At 62.1% G+C, this 25,650-nt stretch carries 20 protein-coding genes; 3 read left to right on the forward strand and 17 right to left on the reverse strand.

Annotated elements, in window-relative coordinates; genetic code table 11:
- The first annotated feature begins 15 nt into the window (after window positions 1-15).
- A complete protein-coding gene (locus ACSKT0_RS19215; protein ID WP_437771131.1) occupies window positions 16-651 on the forward strand; it encodes a DUF2461 domain-containing protein in 636 nt (211 codons plus the stop codon).
- A gap of 51 nt (window positions 652-702) precedes the next feature.
- On the opposite strand, the gene ACSKT0_RS19220 is transcribed toward ACSKT0_RS19215, so the two are convergent.
- From ACSKT0_RS19220 to ACSKT0_RS19260, 9 genes are all read right to left on the reverse strand, one after another.
- Entirely contained in the window at window positions 703-2,256 is a 1,554-nt protein-coding gene (locus ACSKT0_RS19220) for an amino acid permease (protein ID WP_437771132.1), read from the reverse strand.
- Between the two features lie 112 nt (window positions 2,257-2,368).
- Window positions 2,369-2,785, reverse strand: a complete 417-nt coding sequence (locus ACSKT0_RS19225; protein ID WP_437771133.1) for a DUF779 domain-containing protein — start codon at window positions 2,783-2,785, stop codon at window positions 2,369-2,371.
- Complete coding sequence (gene adhP, locus ACSKT0_RS19230) at window positions 2,785-3,807, reverse strand: alcohol dehydrogenase AdhP (protein WP_437771134.1); 1,023 nt, start codon at window positions 3,805-3,807, stop codon at window positions 2,785-2,787. Before adhP ends, ACSKT0_RS19225 begins: the two co-directional genes overlap by 1 nt.
- A gap of 124 nt (window positions 3,808-3,931) precedes the next feature.
- Window positions 3,932-5,455 carry an acetaldehyde dehydrogenase ExaC gene (exaC, locus tag ACSKT0_RS19235; protein WP_437771135.1) on the reverse strand — a complete coding sequence of 508 codons (1,524 nt, stop codon included), beginning with the start codon at window positions 5,453-5,455 and terminating at the stop codon, window positions 3,932-3,934.
- Between the two features lie 132 nt (window positions 5,456-5,587).
- Window positions 5,588-6,199, reverse strand: coding sequence for a hypothetical protein (locus ACSKT0_RS19240; RefSeq protein WP_437771136.1), 612 nt, complete (start codon window positions 6,197-6,199; stop codon window positions 5,588-5,590).
- An 83-nt stretch (window positions 6,200-6,282) separates the two neighbouring features.
- Window positions 6,283-7,647, reverse strand: coding sequence for a GAF domain-containing protein (locus tag ACSKT0_RS19245; RefSeq protein ID WP_437771137.1), 1,365 nt, complete (start codon window positions 7,645-7,647; stop codon window positions 6,283-6,285).
- A 70-nt stretch (window positions 7,648-7,717) separates the two neighbouring features.
- Window positions 7,718-7,996: a hypothetical protein gene (locus ACSKT0_RS19250; protein ID WP_366176300.1), complete on the reverse strand. Its 279-nt coding sequence runs from the start codon at window positions 7,994-7,996 to the stop codon at window positions 7,718-7,720.
- 26 nt (window positions 7,997-8,022) lie between these two features.
- The gene (locus ACSKT0_RS19255; protein WP_437771138.1) at window positions 8,023-9,462 is read right to left on the reverse strand and encodes an amidase; all 1,440 of its coding nucleotides are present in this window, start codon (window positions 9,460-9,462) and stop codon (window positions 8,023-8,025) included.
- Between the two features lie 67 nt (window positions 9,463-9,529).
- Window positions 9,530-10,963, reverse strand: coding sequence for an FAD-dependent oxidoreductase (locus tag ACSKT0_RS19260; protein ID WP_437771139.1), 1,434 nt, complete (start codon window positions 10,961-10,963; stop codon window positions 9,530-9,532).
- 270 nt (window positions 10,964-11,233) lie between these two features.
- On the opposite strand from ACSKT0_RS19260, the gene rarD reads away from it, so the two are divergent.
- Window positions 11,234-12,160, forward strand: coding sequence for an EamA family transporter RarD (gene rarD, locus ACSKT0_RS19265; protein ID WP_437774083.1), 927 nt, complete (start codon window positions 11,234-11,236; stop codon window positions 12,158-12,160).
- Window positions 12,161-12,177: 17 nt separating this feature from the next.
- Here the strand turns inward: rarD and ACSKT0_RS19270 are convergent, their stop codons facing one another.
- The 4 genes from ACSKT0_RS19270 to ACSKT0_RS19285 form a co-directional block, all read right to left on the reverse strand.
- The gene (locus tag ACSKT0_RS19270) at window positions 12,178-12,981 is read right to left on the reverse strand and encodes a PIG-L deacetylase family protein (protein ID WP_437771140.1); all 804 of its coding nucleotides are present in this window, start codon (window positions 12,979-12,981) and stop codon (window positions 12,178-12,180) included.
- A 62-nt stretch (window positions 12,982-13,043) separates the two neighbouring features.
- Window positions 13,044-14,291 carry a glycosyltransferase family 4 protein gene (locus tag ACSKT0_RS19275; RefSeq protein ID WP_437771141.1) on the reverse strand — a complete coding sequence of 416 codons (1,248 nt, stop codon included), beginning with the start codon at window positions 14,289-14,291 and terminating at the stop codon, window positions 13,044-13,046.
- On the reverse strand, window positions 14,203-15,645 hold the full coding sequence (locus ACSKT0_RS19280; RefSeq protein WP_437771142.1) for a glycosyltransferase family 4 protein: 1,443 nt from the start codon (window positions 15,643-15,645) through the stop codon (window positions 14,203-14,205). The genes ACSKT0_RS19275 and ACSKT0_RS19280 overlap by 89 nt, the downstream gene beginning before the upstream one ends.
- On the reverse strand, window positions 15,642-16,439 hold the full coding sequence (locus tag ACSKT0_RS19285) for a glycosyltransferase (protein WP_437771143.1): 798 nt from the start codon (window positions 16,437-16,439) through the stop codon (window positions 15,642-15,644). Before ACSKT0_RS19285 ends, ACSKT0_RS19280 begins: the two co-directional genes overlap by 4 nt.
- A 342-nt stretch (window positions 16,440-16,781) precedes the next feature.
- Between ACSKT0_RS19285 and ACSKT0_RS19290 the strand changes: the two genes are divergently transcribed.
- Complete coding sequence (locus ACSKT0_RS19290) at window positions 16,782-17,873, forward strand: glycosyl hydrolase family 28-related protein (RefSeq protein ID WP_437771144.1); 1,092 nt, start codon at window positions 16,782-16,784, stop codon at window positions 17,871-17,873.
- A 147-nt stretch (window positions 17,874-18,020) separates the two neighbouring features.
- Here the strand turns inward: ACSKT0_RS19290 and ACSKT0_RS19295 are convergent, their stop codons facing one another.
- The 4 genes from ACSKT0_RS19295 to ACSKT0_RS19310 form a co-directional block, all read right to left on the reverse strand.
- A complete protein-coding gene (locus tag ACSKT0_RS19295) occupies window positions 18,021-21,155 on the reverse strand; it encodes a hypothetical protein (RefSeq protein ID WP_437771145.1) in 3,135 nt (1,044 codons plus the stop codon).
- 253 nt (window positions 21,156-21,408) lie between these two features.
- Window positions 21,409-22,560, reverse strand: coding sequence for an acyltransferase family protein (locus tag ACSKT0_RS19300; RefSeq protein WP_437771146.1), 1,152 nt, complete (start codon window positions 22,558-22,560; stop codon window positions 21,409-21,411).
- Window positions 22,561-22,785: 225 nt separating this feature from the next.
- Window positions 22,786-24,150: a 4-aminobutyrate--2-oxoglutarate transaminase gene (gene gabT / locus ACSKT0_RS19305; protein WP_437771147.1), complete on the reverse strand. Its 1,365-nt coding sequence runs from the start codon at window positions 24,148-24,150 to the stop codon at window positions 22,786-22,788.
- A 58-nt stretch (window positions 24,151-24,208) separates the two neighbouring features.
- Window positions 24,209-25,639, reverse strand: a complete 1,431-nt coding sequence (locus ACSKT0_RS19310) for a gamma-aminobutyraldehyde dehydrogenase (RefSeq protein ID WP_437771148.1) — start codon at window positions 25,637-25,639, stop codon at window positions 24,209-24,211.
- Between the last annotated feature and the right edge of the window lie 11 nt (window positions 25,640-25,650).

A 25,650-nucleotide genomic window follows, 5' to 3' on the forward strand; every position in this document is an offset into this window, starting at 1 on the left:
CCATAGGATCCTTACATGAGCACATTCACCGGGATCCCCGCAGAGGCCATTGCCTTCTATGCCGAACTTGAAGAGAACAACAACCGCGAATGGTGGTTGGCGCACAAAGACATCTACGACTCCGCCGTGAAGGAGCCATTGACGCTGTTGCTGGAGGAGCTTGAGCCGCGATTCGGGCCGGGCAAGGTTTTCCGTCCGAACCGGGATATCCGCTTCTCCCAGGACAAGTCCCCCTACAAGACGGCACAGGGAGCGTTTGCGGCGGACAAGGAGGGTGTGGGGTTCTACCTCCAGCTCAGTGCAGACGGCCTGTTGCTCGGCGGCGGATGCCATTCGCGCACCCCAGAGCAGATCGCCCGGTTCCGCGCCGCCACGGATTCGCCGGCCAGCGGGGAGGAACTGCAGAAAATCGTCGATTCCATCGCCGCAGCAGGTTTCGCGGTGGAAGGCGAGAAGCTCAAGACCGTGCCTCGTGGTTTCGACAAAGACCATCCCCGGGCCGAGCTCCTGAAGCACAAGTCGCTGTCTGCCGGGATGACCCTCGGCGAACCGGAATGGATGTCCCAGCCCTCAGCCAAGGAAGAAATCGCCAAGCGTTGGGAGGTATTGCGCCCGCTCGTGGAGTGGGTCAACGAGCACGCGGCACCGTAATCGTTGGGGATGTTGCCTTGGGTCCGTCGGGAGCAGTGAATCCACCGCTGCTTAGACCCTGCTGAGGCTGTCTTCGTCGTCGCCGCTCTTGTCGGAAACAGCGGCCTTCCCGGACACCGCAGCCTTAGCGGAAGCGAACTTCTCGTTCAGTCGGGAGTGGCGCTGCCCGTAGGCAAAGTAGATGGCAAGTCCGATTACCAGCCAGATGGCGAAGAAGATCCAGGTCTCCACGGCCAGGTTTGTCATCAGGTAGACGCACAGCACTGCCGAGACCACGGGAAGCACCTTGCCGAACGGAACCCGGAAAGCAGGCTTCAGATCCGGGCGCTTCTTGCGCAATACCAGGATGCCCAGGCTCACCATGACGAAGGCCGAGAGGGTACCGATGTTGATCATTTCTTCGAGAAGATCCACGTTGGTCAGACCGGCGACGATTGCCACGGCCGCGCCGCAGATGATCTGGAGGCGGACCGGCGTCGAACGCTTGTCGCTCGTCTTGGACAGCGCGCGGGGAAGCAGACCATCGCGGCTCATTGCGAGGACCACGCGGGCCAAGCCCATGAGCAGCACCATGATGACAGTGGTCAAACCGATCAGGGAGCCAAAGGCAATGACCTTGGCCGCGTCGGTGTTTCCGACCGCTTCGAAGGCCGTGGTCAGGGTGGGGTTCTTCGCTTGCGCCAGCTGTGTATAGGACACCATGCCGGTCAGGGCGAGGGAGACCAGGATGTAGAGCAACGTCACGACCGCCAGGCCGCCGAAGATTCCCCGGGGCAGGGTTTTCTGCGGGTTCTTGACCTCTTCCGCGGAAGTGGCGACAACGTCGAAGCCGATGAAGGCAAAGAACACCAAGGCTGCGCCGGCAAAGATGCCCAGCGTTCCGTATTGCGCCGGGACCGCACCAGTGAGGAAGCCGAAGAGGGACTGTTTCATGACATCCGCCCCGTCGGCGCCTCCGGTGGGCTGCGATGCCGGGACGAAGGGAGTGTAGTTGGAGAACTTCACGTAAGTGAAGCCGACAACAATCACGAACAGCACCACGGCGATCTTGATCAGCGTGAAGACGTTGCCCACGCGGGCGGACAGCTTGGTGCCGAGCACCAGGAGCACCGTGAAGATCGCGACAATCAGGAAAGCGCCCCAATAGAGATCCACACCGGCGATGTTCAAGGCCGGCGGCATATCCACGCCCATGAGCGCAAACACTTTGCTCAAGTAGATGCCCCAGTACTTGGCGATCACGGCAGCAGCGGTAAACAGTTCAAGGATGAGGTTCCAACCAATGATCCAGGCGAGGACTTCACCCATGGTGGCGTAGGTGAAGACGTAGGCGGACCCAGCGACCGGGATCGCAGTAGCGAATTCGGCGTAGCACATGATGGCCAAGGCACACGTGACGGCCGCGACGGCGAAGGAGATCGTCACGGCGGGGCCGGCAAAGTTCGCAGCCGCCTTGGCCCCGACTGAGAAGATCCCGGCGCCGACTGCAACGGCAACGCCCATGATCATCAGATCCCAGGTGCTGAGGGAACGCTTGAGCTTGCGTCCGGGCTCATCGGCGTCCGCAATGGACTGCTCGATCGATTTGGTCCGGAAGAGGTTCATAGAAGAGTCCACAATCTTGATGAGGCGGTAGAAACAGACTCATCAAGAGTAGTGTCCAGCCAATGGACCCCCACATTTGTCCCAAATCGTGAGACGCAAGCTCCGCCTATCTTCAGAGCTTGGGGACGTTCCAATCCATCAACGTGGAACGGATCAGGAAGCGTTTCCCCTCGGGCGATTCCACCGAGAAGCCACTCCCGCGGCCGTCCACTACGTCCACCGTCAGATGGGTGTGGGACCAGTAATTGAACTGCTCCCGGGACATCCAGAACTCCAAGGGCTGCGGCCTTTCGGGCTCGCCGATGTCGAAAAGTCCGAGGAGAACGTCCGAATCGCCGGTGATGAATTCGCCGGCGGGGTAACACATGGGTGAGGAACCGTCGCAGCAACCACCTGACTGGTGGAACATGAGCGGACCGTGCTGCTCCCACAACTTTCGGAGCAGTTCGATGGAAACGGCGGTGAGCGCCACCCGGGAAAAGTCTTCCCCGGGCAGCGTCACTGCGGCGTCAAGCCTGTTGTGGGGCATTAGAACCTCAGCACCACGCGGCCGTCGATCTTGGCGTGCTTCATTTCGTCAAGGACCGCGTTCACCTCGGACAGCTCCCTCGTGGACACGGTCGGGTGGATCTTGCCCTGCGCGTAAAAGTCCAGCGCTTCCTCCAGGTCCTGGCGCGTTCCCACGATCGAGCCACGAACGGTCAGGCCCTTGAGCACAATCTCGAAGATCGGCGCGGGGAAGTCTCCCGGCGGGAGTCCGTTGAAGACGATGGTCCCGCCACGGCGAGCCATGCCGATCGCCTGCCCGAACGCTGAAGGGTGCACCGCCGTGACCAGGACGCCGTGGCAGCCTCCGGTTTCCCGCTGGATGACTTCCGCCGGATCTTCGTGCAGCGCGTTGACCGTGAGCTCGGCGCCGTGCTTCTTGGCGAGGGCGAGCTTGTCGTCGGCGATGTCCACTGCGGCAACCCGCAGGCCCATGGCCACCGCGTACTGGACGGCGATGTGGCCCAGGCCGCCGATGCCGGAAATGGTGACCCACTGGCCGGGCTTGGCCTCCGTCATTTTCAATCCCTTGTAGACCGTGACTCCCGCGCACAGCACCGGGGCAACTTCCACAGGGTCCGAACCTGCCGGAATCCTCGCGGCGAACCGGCTGTCCACCAGCATGTACTCCCCGAAGGAGCCGTCGACGCTGTAACCGGCGTTCTTCTGGGCTTCGCACAGCGTTTCCCAGCCGGTCCGGCAGAACTGGCAGTCGCCACAGGCGGACCAAAGCCAGGCGTTGCCCACGAGGTCTCCGACGGCGAGGTCGGTGACGCCCTCGCCGAGGGCAACCACTTCACCCACGCCTTCGTGGCCGGGCACGAACGGCGGCGAGGGCTTGACCGGCCAGTCCCCCTCGGCGGCGTGCAGGTCCGTGTGGCACACGCCGCTGGTGATGACCTTAACCAACGCTTCTCCTCGACCAGGCGAGGGAAGGGGAAGGGATTGGATCTGGAGGTCTTTTCCGAATTCTGTTACTACGGCTGCTTGCATTGTCGTCGTCATTGGCGAAATCCTTGCGTCGTTAAAACTAGATGTGCGGTGCGGGTACTTCTTTCCTGAGGGGTGGCCAGGGTGGTTCGGCAGGGAGTGATCTGTGCTGAACACTCCCTGCCGGATCAAGTGCGGCTTAGAAGAAGCCGAGCTTGTTCTCGTTGTAGCTGACCAGGAGGTTCTTGGTCTGCTGGTAGTGGTCCAGCATCATGGCGTGGTTCTCGCGTCCGATGCCGGAGGACTTGTAGCCGCCGAACGCGGCGCCGGCCGGGTAGGCGTGGTAGTTGTTGACCCAGACACGGCCGGCTTGGATTTCCCGGCCTGCCCGGTAAGCGACGTTGCCGTTGCGGGACCAGACGCCGGCGCCGAGTCCGTAGAGGGTGTCGTTGGCGATGCCGATGGCGTCGTCGTAGTCGCTGAACTTCGTCACGGACACCACGGGGCCGAAGATCTCCTCCTGGAAGATCCGCATCCGGTTGTGGCCTTCGAAGATGGTCGGCTGGACGTAGTAGCCGCCGGCGAGGTCGCCGTCGAGCTGTGCGCGGGCGCCGCCGGTGAGGATCTTGGCGCCTTCCTGCTTTCCGATGTCGATATAGGAGAGGATCTTCTCCAGCTGGTCGTTGGAGGCCTGGGCACCGAGCTGGGTGTCGGTGTCCAGCGGGTTGCCTTGGATGATCTTGTTGGTCCGGACCACGGCGTCGGCCATGAAGGAGTCGTAGATGCCTTCCTGGACCAGGGCGCGGGAGGGGCAGGTGCAGACTTCGCCCTGGTTGAAGGCGAAGAGCGTGAAGCCTTCCTGGGCCTTGTCATAGAACGCATCGTTCTGCGCGGCGACGTCGTCGAAGAAGATATTCGGGCTCTTGCCGCCCAGCTCCAGGGTCACCGGGATCAGGTTCTGGGACGCGTACTGGCTGATCAGCCGGCCCGTGGTGGTCTCGCCGGTGAAGGCGATCTTGCGGATCCGCGGGCTGGACGCCAGCGGCTTGCCGGCCTCGACGCCGAAGCCGTTGACGACGTTCACGACGCCGGCGGGCAGCAGATCGGAGATCAGTTCCATCAGGACCAGGATCGAGGACGGGGTCTGTTCCGCGGGCTTGAGCACGACGGCGTTGCCCGCGGCCAGTGCCGGGGCGAGCTTCCACACGGCCATGAGGATCGGGAAGTTCCACGGGATGATTTGGCCCACGACGCCGAGCGGCTCGCGGAAATGGTACGCCGTGGTGTCCTCGTCGAGCTGCGACAAGTGGCCTTCCTGGGCGCGGATCGCGGAGGCGAAGTAGCGGAAATGGTCCGCCGCCAACGGAATGTCTGCGTTCAGGGTTTCCCGGATCGGTTTGCCGTTGTCCCAGCTCTCGGCGACGGCCAGCAGCTCGGTATTCTCGTCGATCCGGTCGGCGATCTTGTTCAGGATCGCGGCGCGTTCGGTCGCCGAGGTCTTGCCCCACGACGGTGCCACCTTGTGTGCTGCGTCCAGGGCCAGCTCGACGTCCTCGGCTGTGCCCCGGGCCACTTCGCAGAATGCCTTCCCGGTCACCGGGGTGATGTTCTCGAAGTACTGCCCCTTGACGGGGGCAACCCATTCGCCGCCGATCCAGTTCTCATAACGGTCCTTGAACGTGACCTTCGAACCCTCGGCACCCGGCTGTGCATAAACAGTCATCTGTAGCTCCTTTGCTGCGCATGATGGTGGCTTAGCTGTGCCATCAGCGTAGGAGCGGGGAGGTTGCAAGCAGGTTGCAACCCTGTGGTTCAGATCACTTCGGGGCGGTACTCACCTGTCGTAGCGGGGAAGCTAGAGACCCGCAGGGAAATCGTAGGAACCGGGAACCGGTGAGGGTGCGGCACCGTAGGAGAGCACTACCTCGTCGTGGGCCTTGAGAACTACGTCAGACACCGGCGCACTCTGCTTTGCTCCGTTCACGTACACGGTCCATCCACCGGTCCCGCCGTGCGGTGCTCCGCTGGCGTCCTTGCCGTCGAGAACTCCCCATTCGCTGAGCACCTGGCCCAGCGTGTACTTCAGGCCGGCCGTGGGCGCTTCGATGTGGATGACGCCGGACGTGTCGTGGGTGTGAAGCGCCGAGATTCCGTTGGGCTGCCCGTCCGCCCCGAAACTGAAGCCGATCTCAGCCGGGACCGTGACGGCTTTGCCATCAACAAGGACGTCCACATGGGCGTGATAGTGCTCGGCTGTGCCTTCGGCGGTCAGGATATCCAGGCCTGCGGCCTTGATTCTCTGTGCCCCAGCGGCTGGATCAAGTTCCCAACCGGCGGCGGCAGCCGTCGCGGCCGAAGCCGAAGGCGTTGCCGATGCGGGCGCTGTCTGGGCAGGTGCCCCGCAGGCTGTGGCTCCTGCAAGGAGTCCGGAAATGGTCAGGGCAACAGCGAGGCGTTTGTTCAACACGGAGGAAGCTTCTTTCGTTTGGCTCGGTTCTACGATACGGGCCGAAACTCCGTATTTCCCGAGTGCCACACGAGGGGACCGCGTCAGGCCGACAGTTCGCTTTCCAGGCGTTCAAGCTCGGCGACGACGGCGGCCCGCTTGGGCGAGCGCGGCGGCAGGAGCTTGAGGGCTGCAAGCCGGACGTCGACGTCGTTCTTCGCCTCGGGCAGGCCCGCATACTTGAGCAGCGCCTCGGCACTGCCGTCGTTGAGGACCGCCTCGCGCAAGAGCGCCGAGACCTTCTCGCGGAGCTCCACAATGCCGGGCGCTTCCGAATGCGGAAGGACGGCGCCTTTGTAGATCTCCAGCGCGATGCGGTGGGCGCCCCGTTGCAGGCAGGAGAGAACCTGAGCAGCATCCTGGCCGAGGTCGATCGGGAGCCGGTAGGGGCGGGATTCCGGGACCGCAGCGGGATCGATCTCGTGGAGTACCTTGCGCAGACGCACCATTTCGGCCCGAAGGGTGACAGTGAATCCATCGCCCGGATACAGGGCCAAGGCGAGCTCCTCGGCACTGAGCCCCTCGGGACGAGTACCCAGCAACGCCAGGATCTCGCTGTGTCTTGCGGAAAGCGGAATACTGCGCCCTCCTATGCTCAAGAGCGCCTGGTCTCTGCCCAATAGCTGGAGGCTGTTCCGGTACAGGCCCGTGCCCTGCGGCGAGCCACCAGCAGAAGACGAGTTTCGGCGTCGGGCTGGTGTTGAGCGCTTGGTCGCCGCGAGCTGTAGCCTTTCCACGCGCAATTGGGCCTGCGCTGCCGCCACGGTTGCTTCCACGAGGGAAAGCGTGTGGGGCGCGACGGCGGCTTCCGTGCCGGTGATGTCGACGACCCCAAGGAGGGCACCGGAGTCAGGGTCGTGGAAGGGCACCGCCGTGCAGCTCCACGGGTGGACGGAGCGTTTGTAGTGCTCGGCCCCGGAAATCTGGATGCCGCGGCCCAAGGCGAGCGCCGTGCCGGGCGCACTCGTACCGACCGCGGCTTCGGACCAGTCTGCACCGGCGACGAACATCATGCCTTCCGCGCGACGCCGCATCGCGGGATTTCCGTCCACCCACAGCAGTCGGCCGAGCTCGTCCCCCACGGCGACCAACAGCCCGCTCTCGTAGCTGGGCTGGATGAGGAGCTTCTGGATGACGGGCATGATCGTCGCCAGCGGGTGTTGCCGGCGGTATTCCTCAAGCTCGTCGAGATCCATGGCCACGGGAGCCTCGGGCTGGTCCGGGTTCGCCTTGAGCTGCGCGGATCGCTGCCAGGATTCCTTGATCAGGCGGCGCAAACCGGGAAGCTCCGTGGCCTCGGGAAGCCCAAAGCGCAACGTATCAATTTGCTCATGTCCAGCGCGGGCATGGCGCTGCAACAGCTCGGCGACATCATTGACCGAAGCTGCCGGATGGATCGGATTCTTCATCGAACTCCCAAAACCGGACGCAGCACAGTACAGGCCAGTCTAGTTGCGACGCGATGCTTTGTGTACCCGCTCACTCCGGGTGGAATTCGTAGGACTCTACCTCGCCCAACGCTTCGATCCGGGGTTCAGGCAGGCCGACTTCCGCGACGAGTTCCGCGAAACTGTGGCCACGGCTGAAGCGGTCAAATGTCGCCCTGTCCGGACAGGTGTCGTAGACCGAGATGCCACCTTCAGTGGATAGGCATACATGGATCTTCAGGGCCCCGGGTGGCAGGAGGCCCACCATGCGCTTGTGACCTTCCAGCAGTTGAGCGGGATCCCCGTCGAAATGGTAGACGCCCATGAACATTGCTTCTCTCCTGTCTTGCTTCAGCTTCAGTGCGGTGCCGCCAGTGCCCGCGCGAGTGCTTCAGGTTTGCGGTCCGCCCAGGGCGCGGCCTTCTCAAGCTGGCCCGCCAAGCGAAAGAGCGTGGCCTCGTCCCCGAAGCGTCCAAGGAAGGACATGCCCACCGGCAGGCCGGTCGAGTCGACTCCGAGTGGAACCGACATGGCCGGATTGCCCGAGATGTTCGCGTACTCGCCGTCGAACATGAGGAAGCGGCCGGCTTCGCGTTCCCCGCGCAATGGTTCTTCCTCGGTTCCTTGCAGCGTTTCCAGAGGCAACGGTGGCCAGCCGACGGTGGGTGTCATCCAGACGTCGAATCCCTCGAAGAATCCAGCCAGACGGCGGCTGAAGCGCTGCAATTCCTCCATGCCAAGCAGGTATTGCCCGCCTGTCACGGCCCGCGAGCGCTCGAAATCGGCTGCGGTGAACGGCTCGATCTCACCGGGTTCCGGCGGCCTGCCCATCCGCTGCGTCCAGTACGCCTCTATCCACGCGATCGCGCCTCCGTAGACAGCCCTGACTGCCCGGTGCCCGGCCCGCCCGAGGCTCTCGGGGTGCGCTTCTGTGACAGTGAGGCCCAGCCCGGCGAGCAATTCCACGGTTTCCTCGAAGACCCTCATGTAGTCCGGATGCACCTGTTGTCCCGAGTTGGGAGTCGCGGTTGCGGCGATGCGGAGCTTTCCAGGAGCAGTGCCGGCTTCAGGCAAAAAGGGCCGGGCTTGGGGCGGCGCCCAGTATGGATCACCGGGCGACGGACCTGCCGTCGCGTCGAGGAGTGCCGCCGAATCGCGCACGCTCCGCGTCAGCGCGTGTTCCACGGCGAAGCCCCCGGCCACGTCGCCATACTCTGGCCCCACGGGAACCCGACCGCGGGTCGGCTTGAACCCGAAAACCCCGCACCATGCAGCCGGGTAGCGCAGGGATCCGCCAAGGTCGTTCCCGTGCGCCATGGGGACCATTCCGGAGGCGACGGCGGCGGCGGACCCGCCGCTCGAGCCGCTCGTGGACAGCCCCAGGTTCCAAGGGTTTCGCGTGGCACCATGCAAGGCCGGCTCGCAATGCGGGCTGAGCCCGAATTCCGGGGTGTTTGTCTTCCCGAGGATGGAAAGTCCGGCTCGGCGGTACCGCCTCACAAGCTCCTGGTCCTGGCTTGAGACGTTGTCCTTCAACCAGCGGGAGCCTTCGGTGAAGGGCGCTCCGGCGATCTCCAGGGACAGGTCCTTCACCAGGAAGGGGACCCCGGGAAACTGCGCGTCGGGGGTCGGGTCTTCGGCTCCAGGTTCCAAGTGCGCGACGATGCAATGGAGGACCGGATCGATTTCCCGGATACGGTCGCGGCCGGCGTCGAGCAGTTCGCCCGGCGAAATCGCGCCGCTCCGCACCAGTTCTGCCTGCCCGACCGCGTCAGTCCAGCGGAGCCCCTCGTCCATGGCTCATTTTAGGACCGGAGGTCACAAGCCGCTAGGCGCACTGTCCCGAGCCATCAGCCATCAGCCGTTAGCCGCGCGAGATCTCGATCATGTCCTCGCGCGGAACCACCTTGATGCGTTCGCGTACGACGCCGGCGTCCGGGTTTTCGGCGGTCCATTCGGCGCCGAGGGCTACTTCGTGCGCATCGAGCTTGTTCCAGCCTTCCCACGTGGTGTACTCGATGCCCCGCTCCTCCAGGAGGTTAATGATGGCCTGCGGGTCCGGGTTTTCGGCCGGGGGCAGCGTGAGGCGGTCCTCCAGGAGGCAGCCGATGGTCTCCAGCGCGTCGCCCTTGGTGTGCCCGATCAGGCCGACAGGTCCGCGCTTGATCCAGCCCGTGGCGTAGATACCGGGTACCGGTTTGCCGTCGGCGCCCAGCACCCGTCCGCCGTCGTTCGGAATGACGCCGCGGCGGGCGTCGTACTCAAGTTCGTCCAGCGGGGAACCGTGGTAACCGATGGCGCGGTAGACGGCCTGGATCGGATAGTCCACGAACTCGCCGGTGCCCTTGACGTTGCCCGTGCCGTCCAGCTGCATGCGCTCGAACTTGATGCTGGAGACTTTCCCGGAGCCGTCCTCGGAAACGATCTCCACCGGGCTGTGCAGGAAATGCAGGTGCAGGCGGCGGGACGAGGGCTGCTCGGCTTCGGCATGTTCCTCGACGAGCCAGTTGGTCAGCGTGTTGACCATGGTCTTGATCTGGTTGTTGCTGCGGATGGCCTCATCTGAGGCTTCGTCAAACTCGAAGTCTTCCGGGTACAGCACAATGTCCACGTCGTTGGAGTGCGAGAGCTCGCGCAGTTCGAGCGGAGTGAACTTGATCTGGGCGGGGCCGCGGCGTCCGAAGACGTGGACGTCGGTGACCGGAGAGGCCTTGAGGGCGGCATAGACGTTGTCCGGGATTTCGGTCACCAGGAGGTCATCTGCGTGCTTGGAGAGCATGCGGGCCACGTCGAGCGCGACGTTGCCGTTGCCGATGACCGCTACTTCCTTGGCATCCAGCGGCCATTCACGGGGAACGTCGGGGTGTCCGTCGTACCAGGAGACGAAGTCGGCTCCGCCGAAGGAGCCCTCCAGCTCGATGCCTGGGATGTTCAGGTCCGCGTCCTTGATGGCGCCGGTAGAGAAGATCACCGCGTCGTAGAAGGAGCGGAAGTCATGCAGCGTGAGGTCGCGGCCGTACGTCACGTTGCCGAGGAAGCGGATGTCTCCGCGGTCCAGTACCTTGTGGAGCGCGTTGACAATGCCCTTGATGCGGGGGTGGTCCGGCGCCACGCCATAGCGGATCAGGCCGTACGGCGCGGGGTATGCCTCGAAAAGGTCAATGCTGACCTCGACGTCGCCGTCCTTGACCTCGTTCGATTTGGTCAGGATATCCGCGGCGTACACGCCGGCCGGTCCTGCGCCGACAATAGCGACGCGCAGTGGACGTTTGGAGGTGGTTTCGGCCGAGTTGGACACCGTGAACCCTTCTGAGACAGGAATCCGCCCCGCGTGGTGGGGCGCGCAGTTTCCAATTCTAGTTCTCACTTGTGGCCGGAGTGTCAGTACGTGGCGGGAGGTGACACAACCGGGCGAGGAAGCTCACACTAACTTTCCGGCCGTACGGTCAGGAATACCCTCGCAAAATGTGATGTTGTTGACTTTGTGTCTACGCCCGAGCAAACCGTGCCTGCCCAGTCCGCCAACACCGCGCCGAATGCTTCGGCTGCAGCTTCCGCCGCCGCTGCTATGGCAAAGAAAGAGACGACGGCGGGTGTCGTGTTCGGCATCGGGGCGTACGGTCTGTGGGGGCTGCTCCCGCTCTACTTCGTGGTGTTGCAACCCGCCGGAGCCGTGGAAATCGTCGCCAACCGAGTGGTGTGGTCGCTCATTTTCTGCGCCCTGCTCATCACCATCACCCGGACATGGCGCCTCCTCGGCAATGCCTTCAGGAACCGGGCCGTCCTTGGACCGCTCGCGATAGCCGCCGGGCTGATCGCCATCAACTGGCTGACCTACACCTTCGGTGTCACCACCGGGCACGCGGTCGAAGCTTCGCTCGGCTACTTCATCAACCCGCTCGTGTCTGTACTCCTCGGGGTGTTCGTCCTGAAGGAAACGCTTCGCCCGCTCCAGTGGGCCGCCGTCGTGATCGGCTTCATCGCCGTCGGCGTTTTGACGGTTTCCTATGGCAAGCTGCCGTGGATCGCTTTGGTCCTGGCGTTCAGCTTTGGACTCTACGGCTTCGTGAAGAAACGCGTAGGGCCAAAGGTCAACGCCATCACGAGCCTTACTGTGGAAACCGTGGTCCTCGCTCCGATCGCCGGCGCCACCATGATTGTCCTCGGCCTCACGGGTGCCGGGACTCTGGGCAGCAACGGCCCGGGCCACTTCTGGCTGCTGGCGGCTTCGGGCATCATCACCGCCGTGCCGCTCCTGTTCTTCGGTGCCTCCGCGCGCCGCTTGCCCATGACCACCATCGGCCTCCTGCAATACTTCGCGCCTGTCCTCCAGTTCGTCGTGGCTTTGGCGGTCCTCCACGAGACCATGACACCGGACCGCTGGGTGGGCTTCGGAATCGTGTGGCTGGCGCTGCTGCTCCTGACCCTCGACATGCTGCGTACGGCACGCAAGAACTCGGTCATCAGGAAAAGCGCACGGCTCAGCGCGGCCTAGCCCCCGGGGGCAGGCCTTCAAGTCCTCAAAACGGGAACGTAGTAGGTCTCAGGAGCAACCGGTATTCGGCCATCGGGAAACAGTGCGTCCGCCTGGGTGGCATATTTGCGGACGAGCCGATGCTTGGCGGGAATCCGGTCCTCCCAGAGCCACGATCCGAGGCCCTTTCGATCGAGAAAGGCCTCATCTGGTTGGAAGGTCTGGTCATAGGGGAAGTCGGAGTAATAGACGACATGGTTGGTGAAAGCTTCTCCGACCATCCGGGTAATGAGGTGGTCGACATGCCTTCCGACTCCGACTGGGCAGAACACCAAGTCAGCACTGTGCTGCTGGATCAAGCCCGCAACGCTGTCACGGAGCCGTGAGATAAGCGACGCATCACCACGCGAAATCCGTCCAAGGGCGATGTCGAACCGATAAGTGGGGTAGCGATGCACGAGTTCCGGCAACGCGCGTCCCAGGACCCCGCTGCGCACCATCTTTTCCTCCCGCTTCCGGAACAAGGCATCCGTGGCTCCGAGATGAATGGGCTGAACTCCCAAGTCGTTGAAGACCGCGGCATCTTCCCTTCGGCGGGCTTCAAAGAGATCGCCGGCGTCATGAGCTGAACACTGCCGCAGGAAAGATCGTGCAGCCCGTGTATAGGGGGCGGGCCCGGCTTCGGTGAAGAGCGTCGCCACCACAACTTTCCGGTTGTTCGCCGCAGATTCCATGAGGGCGCCGCAGGACAGGACGGCATCGTCCAAGTGCGGGGAAAGAAAGAGCCACGGATTATTGGTCGTCAAAGAGCCCTCGACGCGGGACAGCGATGCAACGGACATGATCTTGCTTCCTGTTCTAGGGTCGCAGGGCCGGGTTCAGTCTTCATCCCGCTCCTCAGTTGTCACCGAGGAAGCGGGCACGGCGTCCCCAGGGTCGAAAGCGCGGCGCGATATGCATCTATCTGGCGGCCGGCCAGCAGATCCCAGTCAAACGTTGACGCGAAGATCCGGCCTGCCGGACCGGCTTTGGCCAGCTCGGAGGCGGCACTGTACCGCTGGACGAGCTCGCGGGCTAGGGCCGCTACATCAAAGGGAGGGATGAGCCAGCCGCACCCTGCTGGCACCACTTCCCTCAGACCAGGTATGTCAAAAGCGATAACTGGCGTGCCAGCGGCCATGGCCTCTATCGCAACGAGTCCGAAGGTCTCCGCCCTCGACGGCATCACTGCCAATCTCGCCGAGCTCAGCAACTGAAACTTTTCCCGACCCGTGACCCAGCCCACAAGATGCACGCGCCCGGCCAGGTCCAGGGTGTCAATCTCTCGGCGTATCTTGTCCTCGTCCGGGCCCGATCCCGCTATGACAAGGTCACCGTCGACGTGCGGGGACGCCTCGGCCCAAGCCGCAAGGAGAAGATCGATGCCCTTTCCGAAAAGCTCCAGCCGTCCGATGCATACGATGTCGCGGCCAAGTTGCGGACGGACCTCGAACGCTTCGGCGTCAGCCCCATTGCCAATCACATCCACGTGCACATCAGGGTTGATCTCGGTCAGGCGGTCGGCTGTGTCTTGCGATACGGCGATCAGCCGTCGGTGTTGGCGCACACCTACCCGTTCAATCAGATGGAGCGGCAACCTATACTCCCGTGACTTTTCCTGTGCATGCAACCATTGCACGAGCCCGATCGTCGGTCGCTTCGTCCACAATGGTGCCGCCATCGTTGAGAATGGGGCAAAGAAATCCTCGACCACCAAATCTGCGGCTTGACCACGTTTCCGCGCCTCAAACGGAAGCCGGGCTATGTACCCGAGCAGCCTGGTCAGCCGGGACTTCCCTTGTCCGAAGCCGATTGGCACATAGTGGACTCCATCCTGGATACGATCCGCCCAACCGGGATAACGAGTCGTGAGGACGGTGACATCGTGACCTTGGAACGCCATTCTGCGGTTCATCTCGTGCGTGCGGACCGACCCGCCGCCGGCCCCAGGCATCATCGGGTCTTCAAACCCCAGATGGAGTACGTGCAAAGTCCCCGGTTCCTGTGGACCTACCCTTGGGGTGCTACCACCGGACATCGGCTGGATCCACCGCCCGGAAACGGGATGGGCCTGCAAGCAGGTCAGAGCCGCTGGCTGAACGCAACTCCGCATGGGTTGCACCCAGCCTTCTCATGACCGCCGACGCCTCAAACTCATCGCAACCTTTGAGCACTGCGGAAACAACCCCGTCGCGTTCAGCAATCTCATCCGTCGCCCGCAAAACGGCGGCCAGGTCAGTGCCCGCCGGGAGCTCGAAGCTCGCTAGTGTCGACATGTCGGAGCGATTGACGGCCCGCCGGGCGTCGCTATGCCCACGCTGCGTGCGTCCAACCTCATCAAAGAGTACGCCTGCGAGGAGGGCCGCGCTCCGGTCCCACGTGAAACAGCGCGCCCACTCCTGGCAGGCAGCGGAAATTCTACTTCTCGCCCCTGCGTCGGACAAAGCATCCAACCCGCCGATGAGGGCCGCCCCAAGTTCCTTTGGAGAATCAACGAGCCAACCGGTGCTGCCGTCAACCACCGAGTCGCGAATTCCCGGTACCCGCAGAGCCAGGCAGGGCACGCCCCAGGCTGCGGCCTCAATAACGGAACACCCCCACCCCTCGGCGGCAGAGGTGCACATCGTGAGCCAAGCGCGGTTGAGCAAAGTGTTTCGCACATGGTCAGGCACGTATCCATGAAAAGTAACGGTGGAATCAAGGCCCAGGTCCCTGGCGAGACTCTCCAGTCGTGTCCTCTCCGGACCATCACCTACTATCTCCAGCCGGAGACGCGGAACGGCGGTTGCGGCTATAGCAACCTGGCCGAGAAGCGTATCAATTCGTTTGTGCGGCACTAGACGACTCACAATGGTTATGGTCGGATCCGGATCACGAGGGCCAACGGTGTCCGGGACCTCAATAGTTCCATTGGGAACCACATGAATAGGCCCTTGAAACCCGAGACGACGCAGCTCCAACCGAGTAGATGGCGAAACCGCGGCGATGGCCCGGGGCCCGTAGACTGCCTTCGCCACTGTGCCTTCCAAATACCGTCCTAGCGCGGCCATGGGGGGTGAAAACCTCGTCCGGAACTGCTCTTGGTGGACGTGGTGAACCACTTGGACCACCGGAACGCCTCTTTGTACGAACAAAGGGGAGAAAAAAGGAATTCCGTTCTGGCAGTCAACTACGGCGTCGTAGGCGCCGCGTTGGCTTAAGAGCCTGAGCGCTGCCCGGGGATACAGTGCGAGCGTGCCCCCTCCCCGGATGATGTTGACACCGTCGATGGTGTCCTTTTCAGTCTGGGCTCCGTCCCGCCCCGTAAACCAGGTGACCTTAACTCCGGCGTCGACCCAACGTCTCGAAATCTCGTGCATATATTGTTCGGCTCCGCCCGCCTGGGAGTGGCGAATGTCCCGCCAGTTCAAAACCAGCAAATGCCTGCCGGAGAGGTGCAAGAGGGAGTTCACGCTGGAAAATGTCATGGCAACAACCGATTCATCTGCAGGACCGCGGCGAAACTAGAAATGCCGTCGCGGAGTGGGTGGAATGTAGACCCGGGTCCATCAGTCCAGGCCACCGGAATCTCTACGATTCGGTCGCCGTCGCGCTGGATCCGCTGTAGGAGTTCGACGTCGAAGGCGAAGCCCGAAGTGCGGCACCGCACCATTGCCCGAGTCAAAACATCCCGCTCGAAAAACTTGAATCCGCATTGTGTGTCGCTGATGCCCTGGACCATGGATTTGGTGAGAATGCGGAATGCCCCACCGCCAACCCGTCGGCCCAGCGGCTGTGAACGGACGAAAGTCGAGCCCGGGGCATGACGTGTCGCAATGACGGCTCCGACCCCTGCTTCCAGGTGTTCCATGGCGGCCGTTAACGTTTCAACCGGCGTGGCAAGATCTGCGTCAAAGAAGCCCGTGAACTTTGACGTACCGCTGAGCATCCCTCGTCGGACCGCGGCCCCCTTGCCTTGACAGGAGCAACCTAACAGAACTACCGGAACTGCACCGCCGCACTCCCGCGCGACTTGCCGGACAAGGAGCCCCGTGTCGTCGACGCTGCCGTTGTCCACGACCACGACTCGCGAACTCCAACGTTGGGACTCCAGGAATGCGACAGTTTGCCGAAGCGTGCGAGCGATCAGGTCCGCTTCGTTATAAGCCGGAATGACGACCTCCAGCTCGACCGGTGAACGCCGCAATCCCTCATTGGCGAGACTGGTGGGGCTTTGGGCCAAGGTCCCGTTTTGCGGAACGACTTCACTAAAGGAAATCACGTTCAGGCCTCCTACTAGCTTGGGGGTTTGATCACAAACCCTAGGGGAGCCCTGTTAGGGTGACACGAGTGCGAAACACTCGAAAGAGCAAGCCGTTCCTACCTTTTGTGGCGAGTGACCCTACTTGCCCCCGGTTGTGCCCTACTCCTGCCAAGGGTTAACTACGCGCCGGATCGCCCGCGCCACAACGGTTGCCGACACACGTACTACTCCGTCGCCGCCGTACTGAGATCGTCGACGCACTTCGGTCCAACTACCTTGAAGTGGGTCTGCGATCGCAACAGCTCAGGACACTTTCAACAAACGGTTGAGGCCCTCCGGGCACGGAGATATGCTGACCGGATGAGAACTACAGCGGGGAAGGCAGCTGTTCTTTCTGCAGTCGCCGTAGCAATCGTCCTGGGCGGGAGTATCGTCCAGGCGTCCCGCGGAACCGCCTCATCGTGCAGCGCCAATGGCAGTAGCGCGACACAAATCCGGCATGCAGACGGAGCCAATCCGGATGATTCAGTGGATGACTCCCTTCCGATCCAGCAGGCGATAGACGCTGCGGCACGCGCCGGAGGAGCGGTTGTGCAGTTACCTGCCGGCCGTTTCGATCTCGATCGTTCACTCGTATTGAAAAGCAACGTTGAATTGAAGGGCGCCGGACCATCGACAGTCCTAAAGGCCACTTCGAACTTCCTGGATTCCGAGGGCCCCCATGGAGGCCATCCGCTCATCACCACAGACGGAGCGACTAACGTCACAATCTCGCAATTGACTGCCGACCAGAGCGGCGACGTCCTGAACGGGGACACGGCTGGACGATTGAACGAGTATCTTGTTGATGTCCGGCATTCCTCAAATGCGCTTGTCGAAGGCGTTTCAACGACAAACCCTTTCACCTACTCAATAGCAGTTGTCGACAGCAGTAACTTTTGCGTCAGAAATAACACCACGGCTGTGACAACGAACGGAAGATACAACCAGTTGGATGGCATCCACATTACGGATTCACATTCGGGCGTCGTTGAGGGCAACCACGTGGATCAGGGCAAAGGGGCGGACGGAGACGACGGACTCGTGGCCCAGACAATCGGTGCGCCGGTTTACGACGTCCTGTATCGAAACAACGACGTTCGAGGCGGACCCCACGGTTCCGGGATGCAGATTGCCGTGGGAAACAACGAAGCGTTTAACATCACCGTGGCCAATAACCGCTTCTGGGGATCTCCGAACGGCATCCGTACCGGCTACTACGGTGGGAGTGCGGCCATCCACGACATAGTGATCTCAGGTAATACCTTCACGGACAACGCGGGTCCGTCGGTTTATTTCACCGGTCAGTTGACGAACATTCATGTCACGGGCAGCGCAATCTGCCGGAGCGGAGATGTCAAAGTGACGTCCGGGGAAGGCAACGACGTAAGCGACACGAAAAACACCTGCTAGCCGAGCAGCCTTTTTGGATAACGGGGTTACAACTGTCCTGAGCGAGGGTCAGTTTTGTCAGGCGCGGTTCCTGCCAATGGCCGCCGCTCAGTGGTTAGCAAGCCTCCGACCCCGAATATACTATCGGAAGAATCACCCGTCTGGCAGCTACCGCTCGGTGGCGTAGGTTCGGGTTGGTGTTCCAACGCCAGCGGCGGCCGCCTCCGCCAGGTCCGCCTCACTGACACGCCACAGCGTTGTTGATCCGTTTGTCGGCCCCTGGACGATGATCAAGGGCACCCCCTTCGCAGACAGCCACGAGATCATCGCCGGCTGCGCATAGCCGTATCCCTGACTTGTGGGGAGGGATTGGGTGAGGATGTAAGTGGCTCCGCTCTGTTCCATCAACGGCGCAGAAGGCCAGACGCCGAAACGCGGATCCTCCGCGAACATGAATTGCCCAGTACTGTTCGTAACGCTGACTCGTGCATCGGCCGGCAAGTTTCCCTGAATCCAATTCCGCACTTGGACATATCCGTTGTCCGCGGTGAATTCAGTTCGAATTCCGAGCACCATAGCCAGTCCGATCAGGACAATGGCGCCGGAAATGATTGTCCAACGGAATCGCGGACGTCTTTCCACGATTTCCGCGGCAAGGACGGTTCCGCTCAAGACGCCCGCGAGAACAACGCCGTATCCATACTGCTCCTCGAACGTCCCAAATACGGCACTGTACAAGCCGAACGCACCCCATGCCAGGCTGACAAGCCCGATCATGCGTCGATCGGCGCGGTGGCTAAAGCACACCAGGCAAGCGGCAATCGGACAAAGCGCCAGCAAAAGATAGCTCGAGCCAAAATGACCTGCTTGGTCGACCAACCGGGTTAGAAAATCAGGGGAACCCGCCGCAGTGAATCCCGTAGATTTCTCGACGCCGATCAGGCGTTGCACTCCGTTGGTTTTGGCCCACACCCATTCCGGGAACTGTCCTTGGATTGCAATGACTGTCAAGTACAGAATGTATGGCGCGGCCGTGGCGGCCACAACGATGACCGCGTCCCGAATACGAAGAGTACGTCGCCAGAAAGTACCTACGATCGTGGGTACGATCGTGCAGAGCGCAAAAACGTCCTTGGTGAGCACGCTATAGCCCAGAAGCAACCCGGCGAGTACCAGCTGCGGGACGGCAAGCTTATTCGCCCGCCGCTTCAATTGGGCCACCAGCAGCATCAGGCCGCCGAGGACTGCGGCCATCCCGAGAGTTTCAAGAAAGACGTGGCTGTTATTGCGTAACACGAAGGGCTCAAACGACAGCACTACTGCGGCTACCCAGGCAGCCGGCTTGTTTGCGACCCTTCGGACCACGAGGAATGCCAGTCCTACTGATGTCGACCCGATCACGGCATTAAGCCACCGGAGGTCAAGAACGACATCGACGATGCCACCTGAAATCCCGAACAAGTTGATGATGCCGCCCTCTACAAGGAAGAACCCTGGAGGATGGAGGAAGAAAGGGCCGTCCGGAAGATTGGGAAGCTGCCCTGCGCTGACAGATTGGCCCAGTTTGGCATAGAGCATTTCGTCAACCCAAAGCTCGAACCCCTGTAGCAATCCGACGCAGCGGATACCTAACGCCATGCCCGAGATCAAGACAAAGGCCGCCAGAGTCCTCGCTGAATGGGCCGTAATGGGAAGTACCCGTCCGCTCACGCGATGTTTGGACGATTTTTCAGTCGCGACGGCGGTGGGATCCGGCTGTATTTGCGTATCATCCCGAGACCCCGAAAACCAGAATTTACGTAGCATCGCTTTCACGTCTGCCGACCCTGATGCACGAAGCACCATCAAGCGACGGAAGCGCCTGATCCACTTTGAGTTGACGGGCCTCCTCCCTCGCTGGCGAGCCAGGACAGCTAGGCCAATTCCGAGTACAACTAGCAGCCAGAGAGCGGGTTGAAGACTGACCAATGACAACAGGACAATGAGCGCTACGGCCGCCGCAATTCCTCGAACCGTGTCGGTCGCGGTGCCAGGCGGCAACAGGGGATAAGAGATTGCCGCCAGCACGGCTGCGGCCAGCATGGATCCCAGAGCACAGCCAATTGCCAAGCCGTCTACTCCGTTGAGTTGCCATCCTGCGAAAAGCCCTCCGGGCACCAGGATGCAGGCGACGCCTAGACCCAGCTGGCAGCGCCGGTAGGCACGCAAAGCAAGCAGAACCGTAGCAAGCACCGTCAGTGTCGCATAGCTGAGGCCTGAGACCGCCAGCCACGGCAATAGCGAAAGCGCCACATGGTAGCGCTCAGGCAAGATCAGTGACGCCAGCCCCCTTGGCACCGTCGCGATCACGGCAAACGCCACGAGGGCGAGTTGACCGAATGAACGCAATGAAGCGCTCAAAACATTATTGAGTTGGGCCCCCGGGGTACGCAACAAAGGGAATGCTACCAATACGGTGCCGGCAGCAACATATACGGGCCCCTTGGCGATAGTGGCCAGCGCCTGGAAACCCGAAGAGGCGTCGGAACCTCCGTCCAGAAACGCGATCACAACTACGTCTGCTCCCACGAGCACCGAAACAACGCACAACGTCAGCGCGATATCGCCGGTTTCGACCCAGCGCCACTTTTGCCGCAGAACATGGGGACGCCAAGTCAGGTCCCGGTAGAAGGAGAAAGGAACTGCAAGCAGCGCAAGCGCACCGATGACGAAGCCTAGAATCGCGCCGTCAGGCCCCCAGATCAGAATAATGGCGAGGATGCTGAACAAGAGGCGTAGGACGACTTCGCCAATAGACGTTAAGGCGTAGCGCATGAACCGGAGCTCACCTTGCAGCCATCCGGACGGCGCCGCGACCAGGAACAGCGCCAGGGCTGCGACAGCCACTGCCGCGGCCATCGTGGGAGGAGCAAAGGCAAGCGTCACCCCACCTGCAACCAAGGCGGCAAGAATTCCGGCCAGCAGGGAGACTTGCGCTGCGAATGCAATGCCGTCACGTCGAGGCTCTGATCCGGTCGAATGCATCGCGACTGCATGAGACAACGGCAAGGGCACCAGGGCCGAAGCGACGATCCCAACGATGCCAAGCATCATCTGCCCTGCAGCGAATTGGCTGTACCTCCCGGAATCCAGGGCATTCGCCATCAAGAGGTTGCAACCGTAGCTCAGCAGGCCGACTACCCCGGCCGAAATAGACAACAGACCGTTGTGTTCGGCAACTTTCAAATGTCCGGTAGGTGCCGCGAGCTCGGAGCTGACCGAGCCAAGAGGCAGTATTTGCGGGACAGTCGAGCGCGTCGTCATGGATTGCCCCTGGAAGCGATCCCGGTCGGGACTCCGGTCGCGAGGATGTTCGGGACCATGACGGACCTCCTTCGACTTTTGGGGAGACTCGTTGTCAAACTTACGGCGGCGCTGTCAGTGGTGACGCGAGTGCTCCTCACCCGTAACTAGGCCTTGGAGGGCTGCTCTTGCAAGTCGGACTACCTGTTTTATGCTGCCTCCACTCGAAAAGCAGCTCGAACACTTGGTTCGCACGCGGGCACTTACTCGCTTTTCACGCGTATCTACCCGCTTTTTTTATTCCCGAAGGCCAAAGGCGGGGGCGCCGTTTGGCAGCGATATCCTCGATCCAACCGACCAGGGGTATCAGCAGCAGCAGAACCATCCACACCGCGAGGTATTCAGAAATCTGGCTATCCAAAAGCCAACCTGCTGAATTGCTCAAGAATGGAATGTCCCATAGCAGGTTGCTCACATACACCGCTGCCATCAGTGCCAGACTGTGCCACAGGTAAATGGTGACCGCGCGGTTGTTGATCAGGATTAGTGGTCTATCCAACTTATGTAGTCGTTTTGGGAGGGTATTCCAAGACGGAGAAAAGCCCATCAGAAGGACGCAGGAACCGAATGACCACGTGGCCTGGGCGAACGGAATCGTACCAAGGTCCCACCCACCGTCGCCAAGGTGGGTTGCGGCCCACAGCAGGCCCACGATCATGAGCAGGAGCCCGCCGGAAAGCTTCAGCCGGGGAGAAAGCTTTCGAAGGAGGCCACCGTAGTGCGCGAACCCAAGGATCCAGCAGGATCCGAAGACGACGAAGTCGGTCACTGCAGGGGCGGCCAACCCCTGAACTTCCACTAACCCGGTGCCAAATACGAACGCTAGGCAGAGCGGCGCGAAAAGGGTTCCCAAGGGCCAGCGTCTAAACGCCGCCAGGATCATAGGAGAGAAGAGGACAAAGAGGAGGTAGGCGCGGACATACCACAGGATGTCCGCTGCCAAGGGCCACGCCGAGACGGCAAAGCCGGCGTCCGTTACAGCGCTACCAGGGAACGGTGGATCGATGATCGGAAACACCCACAGTAGCAAGCGAAGCCACCAGCCGGAATCTCCTGGTTCAGGCCGCCATCCTTCAAGGAGCAAAGCAGCCACGACCGTCAAGCTGTAAGCCCATAGCGGGAACAGGAGACGCCGTGCCCGACTCTTTAATACTGATGCAGCAGGGCGCTCGAGCGATCGGGCGATTAAGGAGCCGGCGAGCGCAAACATCACTCCCATTGAGGGGAATGCAACGGTAAGCCAGACCGCCGTATCAAAAGTGTGAAGCGTAACGATCCGGATCAACGCGATGGCACGCAGAAAGTCGAAATATCGGTCCCGAAAAAGTGCGGGCCTTTCAGCGGTGGCTGAATCCGAAGCTCCCATGTCTGGAGGTTCAGCGGCTCCCGCAGCTGACGGGGCGGTCATCGGGCGATCCTGTGCATCAATGACTCCATCATCGTGGACTCCATCATCGTGCGAATTATCCCGTGGTCTACTCTTGGCCGTCAACGGACTCTTCAAAGATGGCCAGACGACGGAAGAGCCGCGGACGGTCAGTCCGCGGCTCTTCCGTCGTGGTCAGGGCGACGCCAAGCTTTCCCCGAAGTGCTAAGCGTTGGCCTTGATGGCCGCTGCCAGGACCTCGAGGCCGTCCAGGAGCAGTTCGTCGCTGATGACCAGCGGCGGCAGCAGACGGATCACGTTGCCGTAGGTACCGCAGGTCAGGATGATGACGCCTTCCTGGAGGCACGCGGCGGCAACAGCCTTGGTCAGTTCCGCGTTCGGTTCCTTGGAGCCGGCCTGGACCAGTTCGATCGCCAGCATCGCACCGCGCCCACGGACGTCGCCAATGACACCACCTGCAGAAGGATCAGCAGCGAGCTCACGCAAGCGGCCGAGTGCGACTTCCTCGATGTGGCGGGCGCGGGCGTTGAGGTCGTGCTGTTCCATGGTGCCGATCGCCGCAAGAGCTGCAGCACAAGCAACCGGGTTGCCACCGTAGGTGCCGCCGAGGCCGCCCGGGTGGACGGCGTCGAGCAGGTCTGCGCGGCCGGTGATCGCGGACAGCGGGAGGCCGCCGGCAATGCCCTTGGCCATGGTGATGATGTCCGGGACAACGCCCTCGTGGTTGACGGCGAACCATTCACCCGTGCGGCAGAAACCGGACTGGACCTCGTCGGCAATGAAGACGATGCCCTTGTCCTTGGCCCATGCGGACAGTGCCGGCAGGAAGCCCTCAGCGGGAACAATGAAGCCGCCCTCGCCCTGGATCGGCTCGATGATGATCGCGGCAACCTGGTCGCCGCCGATCTGCTTCTCGATCATGGTGATGGCACGCTTGGCGGCCTCGGCACCGGTGATCTCCGGGTTTTCCTCGCGGAACGGGTAGCTCATCGGCATGCGGTAGACCTCGGGCGCGAACGGGCCGAAGTTGGTCTTGTACGGCATGGCCTTGGCGGTGAGCGCCATGGTCAGGTTGGTGCGGCCGTGGTAAGCGTGGTCGAAGGCGACGACGGCGTCACGGCCGGTTGCCAGGCGTGCCACCTTGACGGCGTTCTCCACTGCTTCAGCGCCGGAGTTGAACAGCACGGTGCGCTTCTCGTGGTCGCCCGGGGTGAGGCGGTTCAGCTGCTCGGCGACGGCAACATAGCCCTCGTACGGTGTGACCATGAAACAGGTGTGGGTGAAGTGCGCTGCAGCGTCCTGGACGGCGGCGACGACGGCGGGATCCGAGGCGCCCACGCTGGTGACAGCGATGCCTGAGCCGAGGTCGATGAAGGAGTTGCCGTCGACGTCGCGGATGATGCCGCCGTCGGCGTCCTCAACGTAAACGGGCACGCCCGAGGACACACCAGCCGCGACGACGGCCGCGCGGCGCTCGTTCAGGGCCTGCGACTTGGGGCCGGGGAAGGCGCCGTTGATGCTGCGCCTCTGGTCCAGGCGGTAGGTGATTTCATGTGCTGTTGCGGTCATGATGGTTCTTTCTTTCTTATGCTTACCGTGTGTGGGCGTCGGGCGTTATATGCCTGAGTTAGGCATCAAGGGCGGACATGACGTGCTTGATGCGCGTGTAGTCCTCGACGCCGTACATGGACAGGTCCTTGCCGTAACCGGACTGCTTGAAGCCGCCGTGGGGCATCTCAGCGGTCAGCAGGATGTGGGTGTTGATCCAGACCGCACCGAAGTCCAGGTCGCGGCTCATCCGCATGGCGGTGCCGTGGTCCGTGGTCCAGACGCTGGATGCCAGGGCGTATTCGACGTCGTTGGCCAGCTCGAGTGCCTCGGCTTCGGTGGTGAACTTCTGGACGGTGATGACGGGGCCGAAGGTTTCCTTCTGGACGACGTCGTCAGTCTGCTTGGCGCCGGTGATGATGGTGGGCTCGAAGAAGAAGCCCTTGTCACCTGCGCGGTGGCCGCCGGTTTCGATCTTGCAGTTGGCCGGAAGGTGCTCCACTACCGAGTTCACGGCGTTGAAATGGTTCACGTTGTTGAGCGGGCCGAAGTAGTTTTCCTCGTCGTTCTGCGAACCGGTGTGCAGCGTCTTGGTGTGCTCCACCATGGCGGCAACCATGTCGTCGTGGATGGAGTCCTCGATCAGCACGCGGGTGATGGCCGTGCAGTCCTGGCCGGCGTTGAAGAAGGCGAATTCGGCGATGGCCGCTGCGCTCTTCTTGATGTCGGCATCCTTGAAGACGATGGCCGGGGCTTTGCCGCCGAGCTCCAGGTGGGCGCGCTTGAGTCCCTTGGCCGCCCCGCTCGCGACGGCAATACCGGCACGTACGGAACCGGTGATCGAGACCAGGCCAGGGACCTTGTGCTCGACCATCATCGAGCCGGTGGCCGCGTTGCCGAGGACCACGTTGAGAACACCGGCCGGGAAGATCTCCCCCGCCAGGCGGGCCAGGACCAAGGTGGATTCCGGAGTGGTATCGGAGGGCTTGAGAACAACGGTGTTGCCTGCTGCGAGGGCGGGGCCGATCTTCCAGATGCCCATGAGGAACGGGTAGTTCCACGGTGCAACCTGGGCCACGACGCCAATCGGTTCGCGGCGGACGTACGAGGTGTGCCCCTCGAAGTACTCGCCTGCGGACTTGCCTTCCATGATGCGCGCAGCCCCGGCGAAGAAGCGGAGCTGGTCTGCGCCAGCGGCAACTTCCTCGGATGCAATGAGGGCGCGGACCTGGCCGGTGTTGCGGTGCTGTGCCTCAACGAGCTCGTCGCTGTTGGCCTCGATGGCATCAGCGAGCTTGAGCAGCATGAGCTGGCGCTGGCCGGGCGTGACGTGCTTCCAGGACTTGAAGGCTTCCTTCGCCGCGTTCATGGCCGCATCGACGTCGGCCGCCGTGGAAATAGGCGCCTGGGCGACAATCTCCCCGTTGGTGGGGTTCACGATGTCGAGCAGTTCGGTGCCTGCCGGCGTGACGAACTCGCCGTTGATGAAGTTCTGCAAGGTTTGGACCACGGTGTACAACC

Source organism: Arthrobacter sp. KNU40, from assembly GCF_051515115.1.
Lineage (GTDB): Bacteria > Actinomycetota > Actinomycetes > Actinomycetales > Micrococcaceae > Arthrobacter.

Excerpts from the sequence above, each read along its gene's own strand:
- ACSKT0_RS19225 (WP_437771133.1), bottom strand. The coding sequence starts at position 2,785 with ATGCCCCACAACAGGCTTGACGCCGCAGTGACGCTGCCCGGGGAAGAC.
- ACSKT0_RS19215 (WP_437771131.1), top strand. The coding sequence starts at position 16 with ATGAGCACATTCACCGGGATCCCCGCAGAGGCCATTGCCTTCTATGCC.
- ACSKT0_RS19290 (WP_437771144.1), top strand. The coding sequence starts at position 16,782 with ATGAGAACTACAGCGGGGAAGGCAGCTGTTCTTTCTGCAGTCGCCGTA.
- gabT (WP_437771147.1), bottom strand. The coding sequence starts at position 24,150 with ATGACCGCAACAGCACATGAAATCACCTACCGCCTGGACCAGAGGCGC.
- ACSKT0_RS19300 (WP_437771146.1), bottom strand. The coding sequence starts at position 22,560 with ATGGGAGCTTCGGATTCAGCCACCGCTGAAAGGCCCGCACTTTTTCGG.
- ACSKT0_RS19250 (WP_366176300.1), bottom strand. The coding sequence starts at position 7,996 with ATGTTCATGGGCGTCTACCATTTCGACGGGGATCCCGCTCAACTGCTG.
- ACSKT0_RS19270 (WP_437771140.1), bottom strand. The coding sequence starts at position 12,981 with ATGTCCGTTGCATCGCTGTCCCGCGTCGAGGGCTCTTTGACGACCAAT.
- exaC (WP_437771135.1), bottom strand. The coding sequence starts at position 5,455 with ATGACTGTTTATGCACAGCCGGGTGCCGAGGGTTCGAAGGTCACGTTC.
- ACSKT0_RS19220 (WP_437771132.1), bottom strand. The coding sequence starts at position 2,256 with ATGAACCTCTTCCGGACCAAATCGATCGAGCAGTCCATTGCGGACGCC.
- ACSKT0_RS19295 (WP_437771145.1), bottom strand. The coding sequence starts at position 21,155 with ATGACGACGCGCTCGACTGTCCCGCAAATACTGCCTCTTGGCTCGGTC.
- ACSKT0_RS19255 (WP_437771138.1), bottom strand. The coding sequence starts at position 9,462 with ATGGACGAGGGGCTCCGCTGGACTGACGCGGTCGGGCAGGCAGAACTG.
- ACSKT0_RS19275 (WP_437771141.1), bottom strand. The coding sequence starts at position 14,291 with ATGCGGAGTTGCGTTCAGCCAGCGGCTCTGACCTGCTTGCAGGCCCAT.
- rarD (WP_437774083.1), top strand. The coding sequence starts at position 11,234 with ATGGCAAAGAAAGAGACGACGGCGGGTGTCGTGTTCGGCATCGGGGCG.
- ACSKT0_RS19280 (WP_437771142.1), bottom strand. The coding sequence starts at position 15,645 with ATGACATTTTCCAGCGTGAACTCCCTCTTGCACCTCTCCGGCAGGCAT.
- ACSKT0_RS19245 (WP_437771137.1), bottom strand. The coding sequence starts at position 7,647 with ATGAAGAATCCGATCCATCCGGCAGCTTCGGTCAATGATGTCGCCGAG.
- adhP (WP_437771134.1), bottom strand. The coding sequence starts at position 3,807 with ATGACGACGACAATGCAAGCAGCCGTAGTAACAGAATTCGGAAAAGAC.